The organism is Neisseria bacilliformis (genome assembly GCF_014055025.1).
GTDB lineage: Bacteria > Pseudomonadota > Gammaproteobacteria > Burkholderiales > Neisseriaceae > Neisseria > Neisseria bacilliformis.
Window position 1 is genome coordinate 944,313 of the sequence record NZ_CP059571.1, and the last position, 20,456, is coordinate 964,768.

19 protein-coding genes, 5 tRNA genes and 2 rRNA genes are annotated in these 20,456 nt (G+C 54.5%); 22 read left to right on the plus strand and 4 right to left on the minus strand.

Translation table 11 applies throughout. The annotated features are described in order from the left end of the window. Positions 1 to 55: 55 nt before the first annotated feature. From cutA to hslO, 12 genes are all read left to right on the plus strand, one after another. Positions 56 to 379, plus strand: coding sequence for a divalent-cation tolerance protein CutA (cutA, locus tag H3L91_RS04805; RefSeq protein WP_007342432.1), 324 nt, complete (start codon positions 56 to 58; stop codon positions 377 to 379). Between the two features lie 89 nt (positions 380 to 468). Then, positions 469 to 852: an aspartate 1-decarboxylase gene (gene panD, locus H3L91_RS04810; RefSeq protein WP_040658819.1), complete on the plus strand. Its 384-nt coding sequence runs from the start codon at positions 469 to 471 to the stop codon at positions 850 to 852. A 106-nt stretch (positions 853 to 958) separates the two neighbouring features. Continuing rightward, positions 959 to 1,660: a tRNA (guanosine(46)-N7)-methyltransferase TrmB gene (trmB, locus tag H3L91_RS04815; protein WP_007342434.1), complete on the plus strand. Its 702-nt coding sequence runs from the start codon at positions 959 to 961 to the stop codon at positions 1,658 to 1,660. 87 nt (positions 1,661 to 1,747) lie between these two features. Then, positions 1,748 to 2,257, plus strand: coding sequence for an ACP-like domain-containing protein (locus H3L91_RS04820; protein ID WP_007342435.1), 510 nt, complete (start codon positions 1,748 to 1,750; stop codon positions 2,255 to 2,257). A 627-nt stretch (positions 2,258 to 2,884) separates the two neighbouring features. Further along, the gene (locus tag H3L91_RS04825) at positions 2,885 to 3,475 is read left to right on the plus strand and encodes an outer membrane lipoprotein LolB (RefSeq protein WP_007342438.1); all 591 of its coding nucleotides are present in this window, start codon (positions 2,885 to 2,887) and stop codon (positions 3,473 to 3,475) included. After that, positions 3,472 to 4,329, plus strand: coding sequence for a 4-(cytidine 5'-diphospho)-2-C-methyl-D-erythritol kinase (ispE, locus tag H3L91_RS04830; RefSeq protein WP_007342439.1), 858 nt, complete (start codon positions 3,472 to 3,474; stop codon positions 4,327 to 4,329). The genes H3L91_RS04825 and ispE overlap by 4 nt, the downstream gene beginning before the upstream one ends. An 8-nt stretch (positions 4,330 to 4,337) precedes the next feature. Further along, positions 4,338 to 4,414 (plus strand) — tRNA-Gln (locus H3L91_RS04835). A 31-nt stretch (positions 4,415 to 4,445) separates the two neighbouring features. After that, positions 4,446 to 4,522 (plus strand) — tRNA-Gln (locus H3L91_RS04840). 19 nt (positions 4,523 to 4,541) lie between these two features. Next, positions 4,542 to 4,618: transfer RNA gene (locus H3L91_RS04845), tRNA-Gln, on the plus strand. A gap of 246 nt (positions 4,619 to 4,864) precedes the next feature. Then, entirely contained in the window at positions 4,865 to 5,845 is a 981-nt protein-coding gene (locus H3L91_RS04850) for a ribose-phosphate pyrophosphokinase (protein ID WP_152902099.1), read from the plus strand. 97 nt (positions 5,846 to 5,942) lie between these two features. Continuing rightward, complete coding sequence (locus tag H3L91_RS04855) at positions 5,943 to 6,515, plus strand: 50S ribosomal protein L25/general stress protein Ctc (RefSeq protein ID WP_040658821.1); 573 nt, start codon at positions 5,943 to 5,945, stop codon at positions 6,513 to 6,515. 241 nt (positions 6,516 to 6,756) lie between these two features. Continuing rightward, positions 6,757 to 7,647, plus strand: a complete 891-nt coding sequence (gene hslO, locus H3L91_RS04860) for an Hsp33 family molecular chaperone HslO (RefSeq protein ID WP_007342443.1) — start codon at positions 6,757 to 6,759, stop codon at positions 7,645 to 7,647. A gap of 518 nt (positions 7,648 to 8,165) precedes the next feature. Here hslO and H3L91_RS04865 read toward each other — a convergent pair. Continuing rightward, positions 8,166 to 8,630, minus strand: a complete 465-nt coding sequence (locus tag H3L91_RS04865; protein ID WP_007342444.1) for a ProQ/FINO family protein — start codon at positions 8,628 to 8,630, stop codon at positions 8,166 to 8,168. Between the two features lie 222 nt (positions 8,631 to 8,852). On the opposite strand from H3L91_RS04865, the gene lepA reads away from it, so the two are divergent. The 3 genes from lepA to H3L91_RS04880 are packed head-to-tail and all read left to right on the plus strand — an operon-like array spanning position 8,853 to position 11,746. Then, entirely contained in the window at positions 8,853 to 10,646 is a 1,794-nt protein-coding gene (gene lepA, locus H3L91_RS04870) for a translation elongation factor 4 (RefSeq protein ID WP_007342446.1), read from the plus strand. A gap of 48 nt (positions 10,647 to 10,694) precedes the next feature. Continuing rightward, positions 10,695 to 11,417: a hypothetical protein gene (locus tag H3L91_RS04875; protein ID WP_007342447.1), complete on the plus strand. Its 723-nt coding sequence runs from the start codon at positions 10,695 to 10,697 to the stop codon at positions 11,415 to 11,417. A 59-nt stretch (positions 11,418 to 11,476) separates the two neighbouring features. Further along, on the plus strand, positions 11,477 to 11,746 hold the full coding sequence (locus H3L91_RS04880) for a hypothetical protein (protein ID WP_007342448.1): 270 nt from the start codon (positions 11,477 to 11,479) through the stop codon (positions 11,744 to 11,746). Positions 11,747 to 11,860: 114 nt separating this feature from the next. Here H3L91_RS04880 and H3L91_RS12620 read toward each other — a convergent pair whose 3' ends face one another. Further along, complete coding sequence (locus H3L91_RS12620; RefSeq protein ID WP_244958485.1) at positions 11,861 to 12,103, minus strand: hypothetical protein; 243 nt, start codon at positions 12,101 to 12,103, stop codon at positions 11,861 to 11,863. On the opposite strand from H3L91_RS12620, the gene H3L91_RS12625 reads away from it, so the two are divergent. The 3 genes from H3L91_RS12625 (at position 12,102) to lepB (ending at position 13,973) form a co-directional block, all read left to right on the plus strand. Beyond that, complete coding sequence (locus H3L91_RS12625; protein ID WP_007342449.1) at positions 12,102 to 12,302, plus strand: hypothetical protein; 201 nt, start codon at positions 12,102 to 12,104, stop codon at positions 12,300 to 12,302. The genes H3L91_RS12620 and H3L91_RS12625 overlap by 2 nt on opposite strands. A 116-nt stretch (positions 12,303 to 12,418) precedes the next feature. Beyond that, positions 12,419 to 12,823: a hypothetical protein gene (locus H3L91_RS04890; protein WP_007342450.1), complete on the plus strand. Its 405-nt coding sequence runs from the start codon at positions 12,419 to 12,421 to the stop codon at positions 12,821 to 12,823. Positions 12,824 to 12,914: 91 nt separating this feature from the next. Then, positions 12,915 to 13,973 carry a signal peptidase I gene (lepB, locus tag H3L91_RS04895; RefSeq protein WP_007342451.1) on the plus strand — a complete coding sequence of 353 codons (1,059 nt, stop codon included), beginning with the start codon at positions 12,915 to 12,917 and terminating at the stop codon, positions 13,971 to 13,973. A gap of 85 nt (positions 13,974 to 14,058) precedes the next feature. Here the strand turns inward: lepB and hemB are convergent, their stop codons facing one another. Next, positions 14,059 to 15,060: a porphobilinogen synthase gene (hemB, locus tag H3L91_RS04900; protein WP_007342452.1), complete on the minus strand. Its 1,002-nt coding sequence runs from the start codon at positions 15,058 to 15,060 to the stop codon at positions 14,059 to 14,061. Beyond that, positions 15,057 to 15,332 (minus strand): hypothetical protein, encoded by a 276-nt coding sequence (locus tag H3L91_RS04905; protein WP_182109888.1) that lies wholly within the window; start codon positions 15,330 to 15,332, stop codon positions 15,057 to 15,059. Before H3L91_RS04905 ends, hemB begins: the two co-directional genes overlap by 4 nt. 54 nt (positions 15,333 to 15,386) lie before the next feature. On the opposite strand from H3L91_RS04905, the gene H3L91_RS04910 reads away from it, so the two are divergent. From H3L91_RS04910 to H3L91_RS04925, 4 genes are all read left to right on the plus strand, one after another. Next, positions 15,387 to 16,927 (plus strand): 16S ribosomal RNA (locus tag H3L91_RS04910). A 56-nt stretch (positions 16,928 to 16,983) separates the two neighbouring features. Next, positions 16,984 to 17,060, plus strand: a tRNA-Ile gene (locus H3L91_RS04915). A gap of 10 nt (positions 17,061 to 17,070) precedes the next feature. Continuing rightward, positions 17,071 to 17,146, plus strand: a tRNA-Ala gene (locus H3L91_RS04920). Positions 17,147 to 17,506: 360 nt separating this feature from the next. Continuing rightward, positions 17,507 to 20,391 (plus strand): 23S ribosomal RNA (locus H3L91_RS04925). Together the 16S and 23S rRNA genes with 2 tRNA genes alongside form the textbook arrangement of a ribosomal RNA operon. The last annotated feature ends 65 nt before the right edge of the window (positions 20,392 to 20,456 follow it).

A 20,456-nucleotide genomic window follows, 5' to 3' on the forward strand; every position in this document is an offset into this window, starting at 1 on the left:
CTCAACGAAGTTAAAACCGGAAAACAGCAAAACAAAGCACAAAAGGCCGTCTGAAATGCCCCGTTTCCAAGCCGCCGTCATCCTGATTACCGCCCCCAACCGCGCCGAAGCCGAAACCATCGGCCGCGCCCTGCTGGAACAACGCCTTGCCGCCTGCGTGCAGTACGAAAGCATCGACAGCGACTACATTTGGAACGGCGGACTCTGCCGCGACACCGAAATCCGCCTTACTGCCAAAAGCGCGGCAAGCCTGTTCAAAAAAACCGCCAAAACCGTGCGCGCCCTCAGCAGCTACGACTGCCCGCAAATCCTGATGCTACCGGTGTGCGGCGGCAGTAAAGACTATCTGCGCTGGCTGCAAAAGCAGTTGGCGTTATAATGCCGCCTTTTTTTCAGACGGCCTTTGGGCAAGCGTTTGCAGGCCGTCTGAAATCCGCACACACCATACGAACAACCCGAAGGAAACCCATGTTCCGAACCATGCTCGGCGGCAAAATCCACCGCGCCGCCGTTACCGAAGCCGACCTCAACTACGTCGGCAGCATCACCGTCGACCAAGACCTGCTCGACGCGGCGGGCATACTCGCTAACGAAAAAGTGCAAATCGTCAACAACAACAACGGCGCACGCTTCGAAACCTACACCATCTCCGGCGAACGCGGCAGCGGCGTCATCTGTCTCAACGGTGCGGCGGCGCGGCTGGTGCAGAAAGGCGACATCGTCATCATCATGTCCTACGTGATGCTCTCGGAAGCCGCCGCCGCCGCCCACCGCCCGAAAGTCGTCCTCGTTGACGAAGCCAACAAAATCCGCGACATCCTCAGCTACGAGCCGCCGCACACCGTTTTGTAAACAGACCCGCAGGCCGTCTGAAAACTCCTCTGCGGCGCAGCCAAGCCCGTTTTCAGAAACCTCATCTCCGCATAGGCGGGGGCGGCCTCAAACCATCACGCACACCATGACCGAACCGCAAACCACCAGCCAAACGCCCGAACACCCCCGCGCCATCCGCAGCTTCGTGCTGCGCCAAGGCCACATGACCGCTGCCCAGCAGCGCGCCATCGACACCCTGTGGCCGCGATACGGCCTCGACTATCGCGCCGAAAACCTTGATTTGGCGCAAACCTTCGGCCGCGCCGCGCCGAAAGTCCTCGAAATCGGCTTCGGCATGGGCACCGCCACCGCCGAAATCGCCCGCCGCCTGCCCGACACCGACTTCCTCGCCGCAGACGTGCACGGCCCGGGCGTCGGCAATCTGCTGAAACTGATTGAAGAACAAGGCATTGCCAACATCCGCGTCATGCGCCACGATGCCGTGGAAATCGTGGAAAACATGCTCGCCGACAACAGCCTCGACGGCATCCACATCTTCTTCCCCGACCCCTGGCACAAAAAACGCCACCACAAACGCCGCCTCATCCAAGCCCCCTTCGTCGCCAAACTGCTGCCCAAACTCAAAAGCGGCGGCTACATCCATCTGGCGACCGACTGGGAAGAATACGCCGCGCAAATGCTCGACGTGCTGCGCGCTTTCCCCGGGTTGGAAAACACCGCCGAAGGCTACGCCCCCACCCCCGCCTACCGCCCCGAAACCAAATTTGAGGCGCGCGGCAAACGGCTGGGGCACGGCGTTTGGGATCTGGTCTTTAAAAAACGCTGAACAGGTTTACACAAAGCGGTATTTTGCTGACGCAATATTCTTTACAATACGCGCTTTGTTTTTCCACCAACAGGAGACATTGCAAACATGCAAACCAAAAAACTGATTGCCGCCGCCCTTATGATTGCCGCCGCCGCCGCTTCCCAGGCAGCCGGCAAAAAAGCCACCAAGCCGCTGGCCGACTTGTCCGACAACACCCCCGTGCTGATGCTGGCCGATGTCAGCAGCCTCGACAAAAAAGTGGAAGTGGCCTACACCTGCGACAGCCAGCAGGGCAAACAGTCCCTCAACGCCATGTACGGCATCAAAAACGGCGAAACCGCCGTCGTCCAGCTCAAAGCTGCCAACGGCCAGCTCACCCCCAACCTGCGCCGCGTGATGAACGACACCAACGGCAAAAAACAAAACAGCTATTACAGCGACGGCCTGACCTGGATCACCGACAAAGCCTCCCCCGACACCCTCACCTCGGCCAACGGCAAAATCCTGATGCAGGCCGACGCAGTGGACGGCGGCCTGCCCAAAGGCGACCAGACCATCCTGTTCCAAAACTGCAAAGTGGACAAATCCGCCACCAAAAAACTGAACGGCAAATAAAACGCAAAGGCCGTCTGAAAACCGCGCCCCTTCGGGAAAACGGGTTTTCAGACGGCCTTTTTGCGCACAGACGCAGCCCCGTTTCCGCCCTACACGCCATGCGGCGCAGACAAGGCAGGAGGCCGTCTGAAAGCCGCATCCCATATTTTCAGACGGCCTCAAAGCGGGTTTGGGTTTGCCGCAACTGCCCACATCGAGAAAAAAGGCCGTCTGAAAACCTGTTATTAGTGAAACAGTGCAAAAAAACAGGTGCCTACCCCCGTAAGCAAATGCGGATGACGAGGTAGGGTGTGTCGCCCCAAGGCGACGCACGCGGTATTGACCGTGCAGGTATCCGAATCCGCGCATTCCCCTGAAAACCCCGACTGCGTGCATCGCTGCGCTCCCTGCCTTGGCGGCAGAGGCCGTCTGAAAACGCACAAATCCGATTTCGGCTGTGCCATGGCAGGACGGATATTTATAAAGTCTCTCCGCACGAGTCGCCCGCTGATGCAGTCCGGCTGCGCGGCTGCCTTGGCAGCAGCCGTGCCGGATACTGCACAGGCCGTCTGAAAACCCTGCCGCTGTGCTTTTCAGAAACGTCATCCCCGCGTAGGCGGGGACGGCCTCAACCAAACAGGAAACCCCATGAACAAAACACTTCCCGCCTTCTGCACCGCCGCCCTGCTGCTGGCTGGTTGCGCCGGCATAAACACCGTGCCAACCCAATGGCAGCCGCCGCGCGACACCCCCGACTTCGCCGCCGACGGCCGCCTCGCCGTGCAGTCAGAGGGCAAAGGCTCGTATGCCAATTTCGACTGGACACAGAGCGGCGGCGTGCAAACCATCGACATCAACACCCCGCTGGGCAACACCCTCGGCCAACTGTGCCGCGACGCAGAGGGCGTGCTGGCGGTGAACGCCAAAGGCGAACGCTTCGAGGCCGCCAACGCGCAGGAGCTCAGCCGCAGCCTGCTCGGCTTCGAGCTGCCGCTGCAATATCTCGACCAATGGGCAGACGGCCGCTGGGCGGCGGGCGAGGCGCACCAAATCACCGCCGCCGGCAGCCTGCGCCAGGCCGGCTGGGACATCGAGCGCAGCGCGCGCGAAGACGGCAGCGTGCGCACGCTTGCGATAAGCAACGGCAAACTGTCGCTGCGGCTGGTGTTCGACAGCATGAGGCCGTCTGAAAACAGCGCGGACGCCCCGAACCGCTGCGCCGCAAGGAAGCAGCCGTGAACGCCGCGTCCGCAGCGGAACAGGCGTTTCCCGCTCCCGCCAAGCTCAACCTCGATCTGCGCATCACAGGCCGCCGCGCCGACGGTTATCACGAGTTGGAAAGCATCTTCTGCCTGATTGACTGGCAGGACACCGTATTCCTGACCCCGCGTTCAGACGGCCTGATTGTGCTGGAAAACCCCACCGACGGCCTGCTGCCCGAACAAGACCTGGCCTACCGCGCCGCCGTTGCTATGCAGCCATACGGCAAAGCAGGGCAGGGCGTTACCATCCGCCTCGACAAACGTATCCCCAGCGGCGGCGGCCTCGGCGGCGGCAGCTCCGACGCAGCCACCGTCATGCTCGCCCTCAACCGCCTGTGGCAATGCGGCCTGACACGGGCGCGGCTCATCAGCATCGGCGCGAAGCTCGGCGCGGACGTGCCGTTTTTCCTGTTCGGCCGCAACGCTTTCGCGCGCGGCATCGGCGAAAAGCTCGCCGCCATCGATGTTCCGCAACAATGGTACGTCGTCGTCAAACCGCCCGTCTGCGTTTCTACCGCCGCAATTTTTTCCCATCCGAACTTGACAAGAAATTCCGCCCCCGCCATAATGCCGACTTTCCAAAATTTGCAGCCGTTCAGAAACGACATGCAGGCTGTGGTTTTGGCGGAATATGAAGCGGTTGCCGAAGCGTATGAAACGCTCAATGCTTTCGGAGAAGCAAAAATGACAGGATCGGGTTCCTGTATATTTTTGACTTTTGCAAACGAAGAGGCCGCGCAAGCCGCGTATGAAAAAATTTCCGTTACGTATCCGTCGGCCAAATTGGCGGCAGGATTGGAGCGGCATCCGCTCTTTGATTACGCGGATTAAACGATATTTGGGGATTCGCCAAGCTGGTTAAGGCACCGGATTTTGATTCCGGCATGCGTAGGTTCGAATCCTACATCCCCAGCCAGATTCTTAGATTTCAGATACCGAAACATCCTTGGGGATTCGCCAAGCTGGTTAAGGCACCGGATTTTGATTCCGGCATGCGTAGGTTCGAATCCTACATCCCCAGCCAAAGCGGATGGGAAAGTTTTTGGGGATTGGCCAAGTTGGTTAAGGCACCGGATTCTGAATCCGGCATGCGTAGGTTCGAGTCCTACATCCCCAGCCAGTACAAAAGCGTGTGATGATGTCGCACGCTTTTGTTTTTAATGCGGAAAGCCGGTTTGATGACGGATGCGCCCGGGATAAAGGACGGCATCTTGCAGGCCGTCTGAAAAGATTATTTTGTGTTATTTTTTTGTTTGGCTGCCCCGTTTTTGGTGCGTATAATGCCGCCCGCGCCCGCAACCCAACGACAAGGAAGCCCGCGATGTTTCCTGAGCAACACACAAACCCCGTTCCAAGCGAGAAAGATATGGCAGACAGTTTGATGGTCTTCACCGGCAACGCCAATCCGAAATTGGCCGCCGATGTGGTAAAACATCTTGATATTTCAATCGGTAATGCCACTGTCGGCAAGTTTTCCGACGGCGAAGTGGCCGTCGAGCTTTTGGAAAACGTGCGCGGCCGCGACGTATTTGTTTTGCAGCCCACTTGTGCGCCCACCAACGACAATCTGATGGAAGTGCTCACCATGGCCGATGCCCTGAAACGCGCCTCCGCCGCACGCATCACCGCCGCCATCCCGTATTTCGGCTATGCCCGCCAAGACCGCCGCCCGCGTTCCGCCCGCGTGCCGATTTCCGCCAAACTGGTTGCCAATATGCTGCACACCGCCGGCATCGACCGCATCCTTACCGTCGATCTGCATGCCGACCAGATTCAGGGCTTTTTCGATATTCCTGTGGACAACATCTATGCCACGCCGATTCTGCTCAACGACGTGCAACGCCAGCAGATAGACAATCTGACCGTCGTCAGCCCCGACATCGGCGGCGTCGTCCGCGCCCGCGCAATGGCCAAGGCACTGAACGCCGATTTGGCGATTATCGACAAACGCCGCCCGAAAGCCAATGTCGCCGAAGTGATGAACGTCATCGGCGAAATCCAAGACCGTACCTGCCTGATTGTCGACGACATGATCGATACGGCAAACACGCTGTGCAAAGCCGCGTCTGCGCTGAAAGAGCGCGGTGCCACCCGCGTGCTGGCCTACGCCACCCATCCGGTGTTTTCCGGCGAGGCCGTTTCCCGCATTGCTTCCTCCGACATCGACCAGGTTGTCGTTACCGACACTATCCCGCTGTCGGCAGACGCGCAAGCGTGCGGCCGCATCCGCCAGGTTTCCATTGCCGGACTGCTGGCCGAAACCGTGCGCCGCATCAGCAACGAAGAATCCGTCTCATATCTTTTTAATGAAGATGTGCTGACCAACGGCGGCATGCTGCTGCCATAAGCGGGTGTGCGCTGCGGCGCGCATCCGAAATCCTATGCCGTCTGAAACTGGTCGCGGTGGAAGACGGTTTTATCTGTTTAAACAAAGGACTTTTATCATGTCATACGAATTGCAAGCTACCCTCCGCGAAGCACAGGGCACAGGTGCGAGCCGCCGCCTGCGTCGCGCCGGTCAAGTACCCGCTGTTCTGTACGGCGACAACCAGGAAGCCGTTGCCATCGCCGTAGACCACAAAACCGTGTTCTACGCGCTGGAAAAAAGCGCGTTTCATACCAGCCTGATCAAACTGACGCTGGATGGTAAAACCCAAGACGTTATCGTGCGCGATTTCCAAATCCACCCGTTCCGCCAACAGGTTGTGCACCTTGATTTCCAAGCCGTCGATCTGAACAAACCGCTGCGCCTGCGCCTGCCGGTTGCCGTGGTCAATGCCGAAAAATCCAAAGCCGTCAAACTGCAAAGCGGCCGCGTTTCCCTGCTGGCCACTACTGTGGAAGTGCTGGTCGATCCGAAAAACATCCCTTCCGCGCTCGAACTGGACTGTGCCGAAGTGGTTGCCGGCGACATTCTGCACCTCTCCGACATCAAATATCCCGAAGGCGTCAGCAGCGTCGCCCTCAAACGCGGCTCCAATCTGGCCGTTGCCACCGTTACCGGTAAAAAAGGCTGATACCGCCGTTTGACCCGCAATCCGAATCCCGCTTGCCATAAGCGGGATTTTTATTTTTTATACAGGCCGTCTGAAAATACGGCAACATAAGGCCGGATGCGGCAAAACAGGCATCCCGAAAGCCCCCTTGATTTTTCTCCGCCGCAATGCCATATGGCGCGAATCCGCGCGGCAGGCTTTTCAGGCCGTCTGAAAACAGCCCCAGTCTGCCGCCGCAACCAATTTGAAAGGTACTACCGAAATGCAAGACCGAGATTTGAGAACCCGCTTTATTTTTGACGGCATGCCCGTGCGCGGCCTGCACGTGCGCCTGGACGGCGTGTGGCGGCACATTGTCGGCCGCAAACACTATCCCGCCGCCATCCGCCGCGCACTCGGCGAGTTGCTGGCTGCCGGCGCGCTGCTGTCGAGCAATTTGAAACTCGAAGGCACGCTTACCGTGCAGGTGCAGGGCAAAGGCCGTCTGAAAATGCTGGTGGTCGAGGCCACTTCCGAACACACCTGCCGCGCCACCGCACGGTGGGACGAAACCGCCCGCATCGGCGACGATGAAAGCCTGCGCAGCCTGTTGGGCGAAAACGGCATTTTCGCCATCACCGTCCAGCCCAAAGACGGCGAGCCGTGGCAGGGCATAGTTCCGCTGGAAGGCGGCGGTATCGCCCAAATGCTGACCCACTATATGCTCAACTCCGAACAGCTCGAAACCCACATCACGCTGGCTGCCGACGATCATACCGCTGCCGGACTGCTGTTGCAGCGTCTGCCCGAAGAGCGGCTTGACGAAGACGCATGGGCGCACCTTACCGCGCTGGCGGACACAGTGAAAGCAGGGGAACTGCTCGGCTTGGACGCGCCGCAGCTGCTTTACCGCCTGTTCCACGAAACCCCGCCCCGCGTTTTCGAGCCGGAGACGCTTGAATTCGCCTGCACCTGTTCGCGCGGGAAAGTCAGCGACATGCTGCTGATGCTCGGCGGCGCAGAAGTCGGCTCGGTGGTGGCCGAGCAGGGCAGCATCGAAATCGACTGCGATTTCTGCAACGAAAAATACGTGTTCGATGAAACCGATGTGAATGCCCTGTTCGGCGCAGACATCGTCCGCGCGGTAAAACAAGAGCGGCAGATTCTGCAATAAAACAGGGCGGCACTGCCGTTCAGCTGAATGGCAGCGACAAAAAGGCCGTCTGAAAACCTTTAAAACGGTTTTTTCAGACGGCCTCTGCCATGGAGGTAGGGTATGTGGCGCAAGTTACGCACGCGGTTTCGGGTTCGTGGGAGGTGCAGATGCGTTGTGCAGCAGGGAACGCGTGCGTCGCCTCGGGACGATACAGCCTGCATCAGATTCGGTATGGGCGGGAGAACAGGCCGTCTGAAAAGTGGATTTTATAGTGGAACAAAATAAGAGATACCCATCGTAGCTGGGCTTCAGCCCAGCTAACTTGCTATTTATCCGATATTTTGCCGGGCTAAAGCCCGGCCTACACCGAATACTTTTTATCTGTATCCACTATATTTTTTGGCGTTGCCGAAGCTGCGTTTTCAGGCGGCCTTTGAGCGGCGCAAACCGCATGCGTGGCTGTGCCACACACCCTACTTATACAAATGTTAGAGGCCGTCTGAAAACGGGTTTTCAGACGGCCTCTGTGTTTGTTTTTACTCGGCGGAAGAAGCGGTTTCCTGCGCGGCTTCGGGCGTTTGGCCTGCGGCCTGTTCCGGCGCGTTTGTGTCCGCTTGGGCGGTTTTCTGCGCGGCGCGGGCGGCCTGCTGTTCCAGCATTTCCTTCATCAGCGGGTTTTGCGCGGCAACCGCCTGTTCTTCCGCGCTCACTTCGCCTTTCGGACGGTTGTTCAGATCGAAACGCTTGCCGCCGCGCACCAGCGATTTGAGGTAGCGCGGGCGGCGGCAGTGGTTGGACAGGGCGCGCATGACCAGCGCGGTATCAAACTGCGGCAGGGCGGCGGCCAGGTCTTGATCGATGCCCAGCGCGAGTGGTTTGAACTGTTTGAACACGGCGTATTTGCCGTAGATATGGTCGGTGATCATATCGGTTTGTTTCTTTTTGCTCATGGTTTTCACGGCGGAGGCGAGTGCCGCGCCCAGGGCGGTTTCCTGTGTCATGTTTTTATGTTCCTCAAAATCAGATGGAAGTGGCGGACAAAACGGGCGGCATTGTAGCCCAAAGGCGTGTGCGGGTTAAGTGTTTTTGCGGCCGCCGCGCCCGCTTTTCCCGCGCAAAATGCCGCTTTTTCCGTTAGAATGCGCGGCTGCCCGTTTCCCGACATTTCAGGCCGTCTGAAAAATATTTTTCAGACGGCCTCCAACACTGTAAAACGCTGAAATATGAAAAACATCCGCAACTTCTCCATCATCGCCCACATCGACCACGGCAAATCCACCCTTGCCGACCGCTTTATCCAATACTGCGGCGGCTTGGAACAGCGCGAAATGAGCACCCAAGTGCTCGACAGCATGGACATTGAAAAAGAGCGCGGCATCACCATCAAAGCGCAAACCGCCGCGCTTAACTACAAAGCCAAAGACGGCGAAACCTATCTGCTCAACCTGATCGACACCCCCGGACACGTAGACTTTTCCTACGAAGTCTCGCGCAGCCTGTCCGCCTGCGAAGGCGCGCTGCTGGTGGTGGACGCTTCGCAGGGCGTGGAAGCGCAAACCGTTGCCAACTGCTACACGGCGATTGATTTGGGCGTGGAAGTCGTGCCTGTGCTGAACAAAATCGACCTGCCCGCCGCCGACCCCGACCGCGTGGCGCAGGAAATCGAAGACATCATCGGCATCGATGCCGTGGGCGCGGTAACCTGCTCCGCCAAAAGCGGGCTGGGCGTGGAAGACGTGCTGGAAGAAATCGTCGCCAAAATCCCCGCGCCGCAGGGCGATGCCGCCGCGCCGCTGCAAGCCGTGATTATCGACTCGTGGTTTGATAACTATGTGGGCGTGGTGATGCTTATCCGCATCAAAAACGGCAGCCTGAAACTCAAAGACAAAGTGCGCTTTATGTCCACCAAAGCCGAATCGCAGGTGGAGCAGCTTGGCGTGTTCACGCCCAAATCCGTGCAAAAACAAGAACTCAAAGCGGGCGAAGTGGGCTTTCTGATTACCGGCGTGAAAGAGCTGGGGCAGGCGAAAGTCGGCGACACCGTAACCCTTGCCGCCAACCCCGCCGCCGAGCCGCTGCCGGGCTTCAAAGAAGTGCAAAGTCAAGTGTTCGCCGGCCTGTATCCCGTGGAAAGCCACGACTACGAAGCCCTGCGCGACGCGCTGGAAAAACTGCAACTCAATGATGCCTCGCTGAAATTTGAACCCGAAGTGTCGCAGGCGCTGGGCTTCGGCTTCCGCTGCGGCTTTCTCGGCTTGCTGCACTTGGAAATCGTGCAAGAGCGGCTGGAACGCGAGTTTGATATGGATTTGATTACCACCGCGCCCACCGTGGTGTATGAAGTGATCCTGAAAAACGGCGAAAAAATAGACGTGGAAAACCCGTCCAAACTGCCCGACATCGGCACGATAGAAACCATTATGGAGCCGATTATCACCGCCACCATTCTCGTGCCGCAGGATTATGTGGGCAACGTGATGACCCTGTGCAACCAAAAACGCGGCGTGCAGCGCAATATGCAATACATGGGGCGGCAGGTGATGCTCACCTACGATTTGCCGATGAACGAAGTCGTTATGGACTTTTTTGACAAACTCAAATCCACCTCGCGCGGCTATGCCTCGCTGGACTACGACTTCAAAGAGTTTCAGCCCTCCGATTTGGTGAAGCTGGACATTATGGTAAACGGCGACAAAGTGGACGCGCTCAGCCTGATTGTGCACCGCCAAACCGCCGTGCAGCGCGGGCGCGAACTCGCCAGCAAAATGCGCGAACTGATACCGCGACAAATGTTTGACATCGCCGTTCAGGCTGCCATCGGCGGGCAGATTATCGCCCGCGAAAACGTCAAAGCTCTGCGCAAAAACGTACTCGCCAAATGCTACGGCGGCGACATTACCCGTAAGAAAAAACTGTTGGAAAAACAAAAGGCAGGCAAAAAACGCATGAAACAGGTGGGGAATGTGGAGATTCCGCAGAGTGCGTTTTTGGCGATTTTGGAGATTGGGGAGAAGTGAGTTTTCAGGCTGCCTGAAAACTTGAATTGGAAAGAAAGGATTATTTTAATGATAGACCAATCTTTTATTTCTTATGCTGCTGATATTTTGGCAGATACAGATACAGGATTAAGTGGAAGTAAATTAGTTAAGTATTGTAATAAATATGCGGTTAAATATTCCGTGAGTATTCCCTATGGGGCATATCCATTTCCTAACGGTACTCCAAATAAACGTACGGTATTAAGTAAAAATTTACAGACATTTAAGCCTGAACAGCAATATGCTCTTATTCAGGAATTATGCAACATTCCTGAATTCGCTGATAATGAACGTGTTATTGATTTATCAAATAAATTAATTTCTCACTATCCGCAATTTGCAAAAAATACAGAATATATTCCCGAGTTTATTGAAGAAACGAGAGATTGGTTAGACAAATATCCAAAAGTGCAAAAGTATTATCAGAGTGCATTACTTAAAAAAGATAGTGTAGGGCATTATAGAAACTCACTGGATGATTTGAGATTATCTTTTGAGATTTTTTTGAAAGAGCTTTTGCAAAATGAAAAGTCTATTGAAAATCAAAAAAGCAAGCTGGGAGTTTATTTGAATAACAAAAAAATTTCTAAGGAGATTAGAAATTCATACGTTAAAATATCCGAATTAGTAGATAATTATCAGAATAATCATATTAAACATGGTGATGGTTTTAAGGAAGTGGAAATTGATTTAATTTTTGAGCTAACAACTGTATTAATGCGCTTTTTAATTAAACTTAATGGTAGGTAAATTATTTTTTAGATAGTATGGAAATTAAAAATGGATAATTTTATGAAAGTGAAAGAATTATGAGTGGATGGGATAGTTTAAATGTTATAATTTCAGAAGGAATTGCTAGTTCAGATTATTATGATGATTGGGGTAGTGACGACGATGATTTATGTGATGAAAATGATTTCACTTCACATATAGTAGATATGGATGAGGACAAGGAAATTCCTTCACAAACAGATCATACAAAAAAATCACTAGGACAAACAATATTTATTACCCCTAATTTAAATAATATCAGAAACGGAAAACGAATTTTTCATTCATTTGAAGAAGCGAAGCAATGAGCTAAAAAAAATATTGGGAAATCATTTACTAGGTATGGTGATTCATAATTCATTGAAAAATAACATATTGTTTTCAAAATCATGCAAGAATCTCCAACCCAAAAAACCGAACGCCTAATCCGCGAAATCAACCGCATCCACGCCCAATATTCGCAGGATTATTTTGAAACCGGCAAAGTCGCCAAGCTTAATCTCAGCCGCACGCTCGCCCATGTGCCCGCCGAGCATATCTTGTCCTACCGCCTCAACCTGCACGAAGCGATTAACGACTATTTGGCATTTGCCGACACGCGTGGCATAGACTTTTTTTACCGTGTCAAAACCGCCGAGAGCATCGCCGACAAAATCCGCAATCATGCAGCGTCTGGACGACTGGAAAACGCAATACAGCCTGAAAAACCGGTATCTGCGCGATGTGGACGGCTATATCGGCATCCACGCCTGTTTTCAAAATGCCGGCAATTTCTACTACCCGTGGGAATTGCAAATCTGGGACGAAAAAGACGCGGCGGAAAATATCCGCAACCATATTGCCTATAAGCGGCAGTTTGTTTAACCGATGCAGAGCGTGCTTTGCCATGCATATATTTGTTTTCAGACGGCCTCAAAGTCCTCAGAGGCCGTCTGAAAAAGTGTAAAACCCGTTTTCAAGCTATTAGAGGAACTAACCGAATGAACCGCAAACTGTTTGCCCTTTTGCTGCTGCCTGCCGCCGCCCATGCCAGCCGTGTCGAACCCGAAATCAGCGCGGTGTGCACTTATCGGAATCCGGCGGCAACCCAATCCGTGCCCGAACCATCCGCCTGCACCATGTTTGAGGTTGAAAGCACGCATGTGTTCGAGCCGGAAAAAGGCCGTCTGGTTTCGCACGGCGGAACGGTCTTCACCTTGGCAGACGGCAGGCGGCTCAATGTCGGCAGCGATTATGTGATGCCTTCCAAATCGGGCGAGGAAGGCGGGCAGTGGGAGAAAGTGAGCGACGAGTTCAACGGCCTGCCCTACCGAAAATTCCAACGCGGCGGCTTTATCTGCGTGCGCTCGGCCAAAGAAGAATTGTGCTGGCGCAGGGAAGAATAAACGGGCAGGGTGTGTATTTTATGTTTTCAGACGGCCTCAAAGCCTTTAAGGCCGTCTGAAAAAAACCAAAACAGCAAAAGGAAAAAAACATATGAACCAATTTGTCTATCTCGCCGTTGCCGCGCTGGTGGCGGGCATCGGCCTGTTTGCCGTCAGCAGCAAGGAGCGCAACGAAAAAGGCGAGTGGAGCGACAGCCTGCAATGGGGCTATCTGCTCACGATGGTCGGCGTGTTCGGGCTGCTGGCCGTCAAGCTGAGCTTCACCGCCGTGCTGCTGATTTTCACCGTGTTCACCGGCGCGGTGTGGCTGTGGCGCAAGTTCTCGTTCAAGCCCACGCGCAATGTGGCCATCGACGACAAAGGCCAGAAAGTCCTCACCGGATCGCTGGACGACGACAACCATTTCCGCGACTACATGGGCGGCTTTTTCCCCATCATTTTGGTGGTGTTTGTGCTGCGAACCTTCGTGGCCGAGCCCTTCCAAATCCCGTCCAGCTCGATGCGGCCGGGGCTGGTGAAAGGCGATTTTATTCTGGTGAACAAGTTTGCCTACGGCATCCGCACGCCGGTGATCAATAATGTACTGCTGGACACGGGCAAGGTGGAGCGCGGCGATGTGGTGGTGTTCAACTACCCGCTTGAAGACGCAAACTACATCAAACGCGCCGTCGGCCTGCCGGGCGATACAGTGGAGTATAAAGACAAGATTTTGAAAGTAAACGGCAATGTTGTCGAAACCGACACCGAGGCCGGCGGCTATGCCTATCCCCACGACGAAGAGCCGCAAACCCAAGTGGACACGCAACGCTTCCATGCCGCCTTTGCCGGACGCAGCTTCGATGTATTGAAGGCGCAAGACGATCCCGCCGTGCAAACCGGTTCTCTGGGCTACTATGCCAAACTCGCAGCCGAAAAAGGCATGTCTGCCCAAACCGACGCCCTGCGCCAAAACTGCACCTACGAAGCCGACGGCAGCGGTTTCACCTGCAAAGTGCCCGCCGGCAGCTATTTCATGATGGGCGACAACCGCGACCACAGCGCGGATTCGCGCTACTGGGGTTTTGTCGAAGACAAATTAATCGTCGGCAAAGCCTTCTTCATCTGGCTGAACCTCGGCGAACCCGGCCGCATCGGCAGCGGCATCCTCTGAGGCGTGGCTTTGATTTAAAAGCAAAAGAGGCCGTCTGAAAACTTGGTTTACAGTTTTCAGACGGCCTCTAAACATGATGGTCGGACTATTTGCGCAGCAGCTTGGCCGCTTCGACGGCGTAGTAAGTGAGAATGCCGTCCGCTCCCGCGCGTTTGAACGCCAGCAGGCTTTCCAAAATCACTTTTTCGCCGTCGAGCCAGCCGTTTTGAATCGCGGCCTGCAACATCGCGTATTCGCCCGACACCTGATAAGCGTAAGTGGGCACGCCGAATTCGTCTTTCACGCGGCGCACCACATCCAGATACGGCAGGCCGGGTTTCACCATCACCATGTCCGCGCCCTCCTGAATGTCGAGCGCGACTTCGTGCAGGGCTTCGTTGGTGTTGGCGGGATCCATTTGGTAGGTTTTTTTGTCGGCCTTGCCCAAGTTGCCCGAGCTGCCCACCGCGTCGCGGAACGGGCCGTAAAACGCCGAGGCGTATTTTGCCGAATACGCCATGATGCGGGTGTGGATATGGCCTGCGTCTTCGAGGGCTTCGCGGATGGCGGCAATGCGCCCGTCCATCATGTCCGACGGCGCAACCACCTGTGCGCCCGCGTCGGCGTGGCACAAAGCCTGTTTCACCAAAACTTCGATGGTTTCGTCGTTTAACACATAGCCGTTTTGGTCAGTGAGGCCGTCCTGCCCGTGAACGGTATAGGGGTCTAGGGCAACGTCGGTCATGATGCCCAATTCGGGGAAGGTTTCGCGCAGCTTGCGCACCACCGTCGGCACGAGACCCTCGGGGTTGTAGGCTTCTTCGGCATGTTCGGTTTTGTTTTGCGTTACCACGGGAAACAGCGCGAGCATGGGAATGCCCAGTTTCACCGCTTCTTCGGCGGTAAACAGCAGTTTGTCGAGGCTTTGGCGTTTCACGCCGGGCATGGAGGGCACGGCTTCTTCTTGGTTCTGCCCTTCCAAAACAAACACGGGGTAAATCAGGTCGTCGGCCGTGAGCGTGTGCTCGCGCATCAGACGGCGGGAAAAACCGTCGCGGCGCATACGGCGCAGACGGGCGGCGGGAACATGGCGCGGGGGAAAATTCATGAGGTACTTTCCTTTCTCGTGAAAATTAAAAATACGGGCAAACCGATTGGCGGATTGTACGCCTGTTTTTCTTTCAACAAAATTTCCTTTTCTGCCAAAGCGATGCCGTTTTCCCCCGAAATATCCCCGCTGCAAGGCTTGACCTGAAATTCCCGTTCCCGTATAGTTCGCGTCTTCGCTGCTTCGGCGGCACAGTTCTTTAACAAAACGATTACCGATAAGTGTGGGTGCGCGAGCCCCGCACTGCGACAAAAACAGACAGAGACAAACATTTGTTTCCTGTCGGTTTCTTTGAAGCGGACCAGAAGTTGAATAAGTTAGAGATTGAACATAAGAGTTTGATCCTGGCTCAGATTGAACGCTGGCGGCATGCTTTACACATGCAAGTCGGACGGCAGCACAGAGAAGCTTGCTTCTTGGGTGGCGAGTGGCGAACGGGTGAGTAACGCATCGGAACGTACCGAGTAATGGGGGATAACTGTCCGAAAGGACAGCTAATACCGCATACGCCCTGAGGGGGAAAGCGGGGGATCTTAGGACCTCGCGTTATTCGAGCGGCCGATGTCTGATTAGCTGGTTGGCGGGGTAAAGGCCCACCAAGGCGACGATCAGTAGCGGGTCTGAGAGGATGATCCGCCACACTGGGACTGAGACACGGCCCAGACTCCTACGGGAGGCAGCAGTGGGGAATTTTGGACAATGGGCGCAAGCCTGATCCAGCCATGCCGCGTGTCTGAAGAAGGCCTTCGGGTTGTAAAGGACTTTTGTCAGGGAAGAAAAGGGGCATGTTAATACCGTGCTCTGATGACGGTACCTGAAGAATAAGCACCGGCTAACTACGTGCCAGCAGCCGCGGTAATACGTAGGGTGCGAGCGTTAATCGGAATTACTGGGCGTAAAGCGGGCGCAGACGGTTACTTAAGCGGGATGTGAAATCCCCGGGCTCAACCCGGGAACTGCGTTCCGAACTGGGTGGCTAGAGTGTGTCAGAGGGGGGTAGAATTCCACGTGTAGCAGTGAAATGCGTAGAGATGTGGAGGAATACCGATGGCGAAGGCAGCCCCCTGGGATAACACTGACGTTCATGCCCGAAAGCGTGGGTAGCAAACAGGATTAGATACCCTGGTAGTCCACGCCCTAAACGATGTCGATTAGCTGTTGGGGCACTTGATGCCTTAGTAGCGTAGCTAACGCGTGAAATCGACCGCCTGGGGAGTACGGTCGCAAGATTAAAACTCAAAGGAATTGACGGGGACCCGCACAAGCGGTGGATGATGTGGATTAATTCGATGCAACGCGAAGAACCTTACCTGGTCTTGACATGTACGGAACCTTCCAGAGACGGAAGGGTGCCTTCGGGAGCCGTAACACAGGTGCTGCATGGCTGTCGTCAGCTCGTGTCGTGAGATGTTGGGTTAAGTCCCGCAACGAGCGCAACCCTTGTCATTAGTTGCCATCATTTGGTTGGGCACTCTAATGAGACTGCCGGTGACAAACCGGAGGAAGGTGGGGATGACGTCAAGTCCTCATGGCCCTTATGACCAGGGCTTCACACGTCATACAATGGTCGGTACAGAGGGTAGCCAAGCCGCGAGGCGGAGCCAATCCCAGAAAACCGATCGTAGTCCGGATTGCACTCTGCAACTCGAGTGCATGAAGTCGGAATCGCTAGTAATCGCAGGTCAGCATACTGCGGTGAATACGTTCCCGGGTCTTGTACACACCGCCCGTCACACCATGGGAGTGGGGGATACCAGAAGCAGGTAGGCTAACCGCAAGGGGGCCGCTTGCCACGGTATGCTTCATGACTGGGGTGAAGTCGTAACAAGGTAGCCGTAGGGGAACCTGCGGCTGGATCACCTCCTTTCTAGAGAAAAGGGCTTGGCACCCACACTTATCGGTAATCGGACAGAGCGTTACAAAGGGTTTGTAGCTCAGGTGGTTAGAGCACACGCTTGATAAGCGTGGGGTCGTAGGTTCAAGTCCTACCAGACCCACCAGCGAACATCCGGGGGCATAGCTCAGTTGGTAGAGCACCTGCTTTGCAAGCAGGGGGTCATCGGTTCGATCCCGTTTGCCTCCACCAAGATTTTCAAATTAAAGCGAATTAAACAGAAAGCAAATTGTTGGAAAGTAAAACATACCGGCAATTTGCAAGAGAAACATTCTAAATAGTTTATTTTAATTTGCGAATCAAAACGCATCGATCTTTAACAAATTGGAAAGCCGAAATCAACAAACAAAGACACTGAGGTTTTATCAGAACTACCAAACAGTTCGAAATAAAGCCCAGTAATTTGGGTGATGATTGTATCGACTTAATCCCGAGACACAAAAGGCGGGATTAAGACACAACAAGCAGTAAGCTTTATCAAAGTAGAGGCCTTAAGGTGCCAAGCTAGTCAACGGCAAAGTACCGAAGTCAGAAAGGTACTTCAAATGATAGAGTCAAGTGAATAAGTGCATCAGGTGGATGCCTTGGCGATGATAGGCGACGAAGGACGTGTAAGCCTGCGAAAAGCATCGGGGAGCTGGCAATAAAGCTATGATCCGGTGATGTCCGAATGGGGAAACCCACCTCTTAGGAGGTATCCTTGTCCGAATACATAGGGCAAGAGAAGCGAACCCGGAGAACTGAACCATCTAAGTACCCGGAGGAAAAGAAATCAACCGAGATTCCGCAAGTAGTGGCGAGCGAACGCGGAGGAGCCTGTATACGATAGCCGAACTGTTAGAAGAAAGAATTGGAAACTTCTGCCATAGCGGGTGATAGCCCCGTATTCGAAAACAGATTGGTGGTACTAGGTATACGACAAGTAGGGCGGGACACGTGAAATCCTGTCTGAAGATGGGGGGACCATCCTCCAAGGCTAAATACTCATCATCGACCGATAGTGAACCAGTACCGTGAGGGAAAGGCGAAAAGAACCCCGGGAGGGGAGTGAAATAGAACCTGAAACCTGATGCATACAAACAGTGGGAGCGGAATAATTCCGTGACTGCGTACCTTTTGTATAATGGGTCAACGACTTACATTCAGTAGCGAGCTTAACCGGATAGGGGAGGCGCAGGGAAACCGAGTCTTAATAGGGCGATCAGTTGCTGGGTGTAGACCCGAAACCGAGTGATCTATCCATGGCCAGGATGAAGGTGCCGTAACAGGTACTGGAGGTCCGAACCCACGCATGTTGCAAAATGCGGGGATGAGCTGTGGATAGGGGTGAAAGGCTAAACAAACTCGGAGATAGCTGGTTCTCCCCGAAAACTATTTAGGTAGTGCCTCGAGCTAGACACTGATGGGGGTAAAGCACTGTTATGGCTAGGGGGTCATTGCGACTTACCAACCCATGGCAAACTAAGAATACCATCAAGTGGTTCCTCGGGAGACAGACAGCGGGTGCTAACGTCCGTTGTCAAGAGGGAAACAACCCAGACCGCCGGCTAAGGTCCCAAATGACAGATTAAGTGGTAAACGAAGTGGGAAGGCCCAGACAGCCAGGATGTTGGCTTAGAAGCAGCCATCATTTAAAGAAAGCGTAATAGCTCACTGGTCGAGTCGTCCTGCGCGGAAGATGTAACGGGGCTCAAATCTGTAACCGAAGCCGCGGATGCCGCAAGGCATGGTAGGGGAGCGTTCTGTAGGCCTGAGAAGGTGTATCGTAAGGTATGCTGGAGGTATCAGAAGTGCGAATGTTGACATGAGTAGCGATAAAGCGGGTGAAAAGCCCGCTCGCCGAAAGCCCAAGGTTTCCTACGCAACGTTCATCGGCGTAGGGTGAGTCGGCCCCTAAGGCGAGGCAGAAATGCGTAGTCGATGGGAAACGGGTTAATATTCCCGTACTTTGATTCAATGCGATGTGGGGACGGAGAAGGTTAGGTCAGCAAACTGTTGGAATAGTTTGTTCAAGCCGGTAGGTGGAAGACTCAGGCAAATCCGGGTCTTCATAACACCGAGAAGTGATAACGAGCATCTACGGATGCGAAGTGACCGATACCACGCTTCCAGGAAAAGCCACTAAGCTTCAGTTGGATCAGAACCGTACCGCAAACCGACACAGGTGGGCAGGATGAGAATTCTAAGGCGCTTGAGAGAACTCGGGAGAAGGAACTCGGCAAATTGATACCGTAACTTCGGGAGAAGGTATGCCCTCTAATGTGAAAGACTTGCTCTGTAAGCATAGGAGGGTCGCAGAGAATCGGTGGCTGCGACTGTTTATTAAAAACACAGCACTCTGCTAACACGAAAGTGGACGTATAGGGTGTGACGCCTGCCCGGTGCTGGAAGGTTAATTGAAGATGTGAGAGCATCGGATCGAAGCCCCAGTAAACGGCGGCCGTAACTATAACGGTCCTAAGGTAGCGAAATTCCTTGTCGGGTAAGTTCCGACCCGCACGAATGGCGTAACGATGGCCACACTGTCTCCTCCCGAGACTCAGCGAAGTTGAAGTGGTTGTGAAGATGCAATCTACCCGCTGCTAGACGGAAAGACCCCGTGAACCTTTACTGTAGCTTTGCATTGGACTTTGAAGTCACTTGTGTAGGATAGGTGGGAGGCTTGGAAGCAGAAACGCCAGTTTCTGCGGAGCCGTCCTTGAAATACCACCCTGGTGGCTTTGAGGTTCTAACCCAGACCCGTGATCCGGGTCGGGGACCGTGCATGGTAGGCAGTTTGACTGGGGCGGTCTCCTCCCAAAGAGTAACGGAGGAGTTCGAAGGTTACCTAGGTCCGGTCGGAAATCGGACTGATAGTGCAATGGCAAAAGGTAGCTTAACTGCGAGACCGACAAGTCGAGCAGGTGCGAAAGCAGGACATAGTGATCCGGTGGTTCTGTATGGAAGGGCCATCGCTCAACGGATAAAAGGTACTCCGGGGATAACAGGCTGATTCCGCCCAAGAGTCCATATCGACGGCGGAGTTTGGCACCTCGATGTCGGCTCATCACATCCTGGGGCTGTAGTCGGTCCCAAGGGTATGGCTGTTCGCCATTTAAAGTGGTACGTGAGCTGGGTTTAAAACGTCGTGAGACAGTTTGGTCCCTATCTGCAGTGGGCGTTGGAAGTTTGACGGGGGCTGCTCCTAGTACGAGAGGACCGGAGTGGACGAACCTCTGGTGTACCGGTTGTGACGCCAGTCGCATCGCCGGGTAGCTAAGTTCGGAAGAGATAAGCGCTGAAAGCATCTAAGCGCGAAACTCGCCTGAAGATGAGACTTCCCTGGGGATTTAATCCTCCTAAAGAGCCGTTCGAGACCAGGACGTTGATAGGCAGGGTGTGGAAGCGCGGTAACGCGTGAAGCTGACCTGTACTAATTGCTCGTGAGGCTTGACTCTATCATTTGAAGGACTTTGCTTCTTTGAAGATAATGCTTGCATAGGACTTGTTCCGATATGTTCAT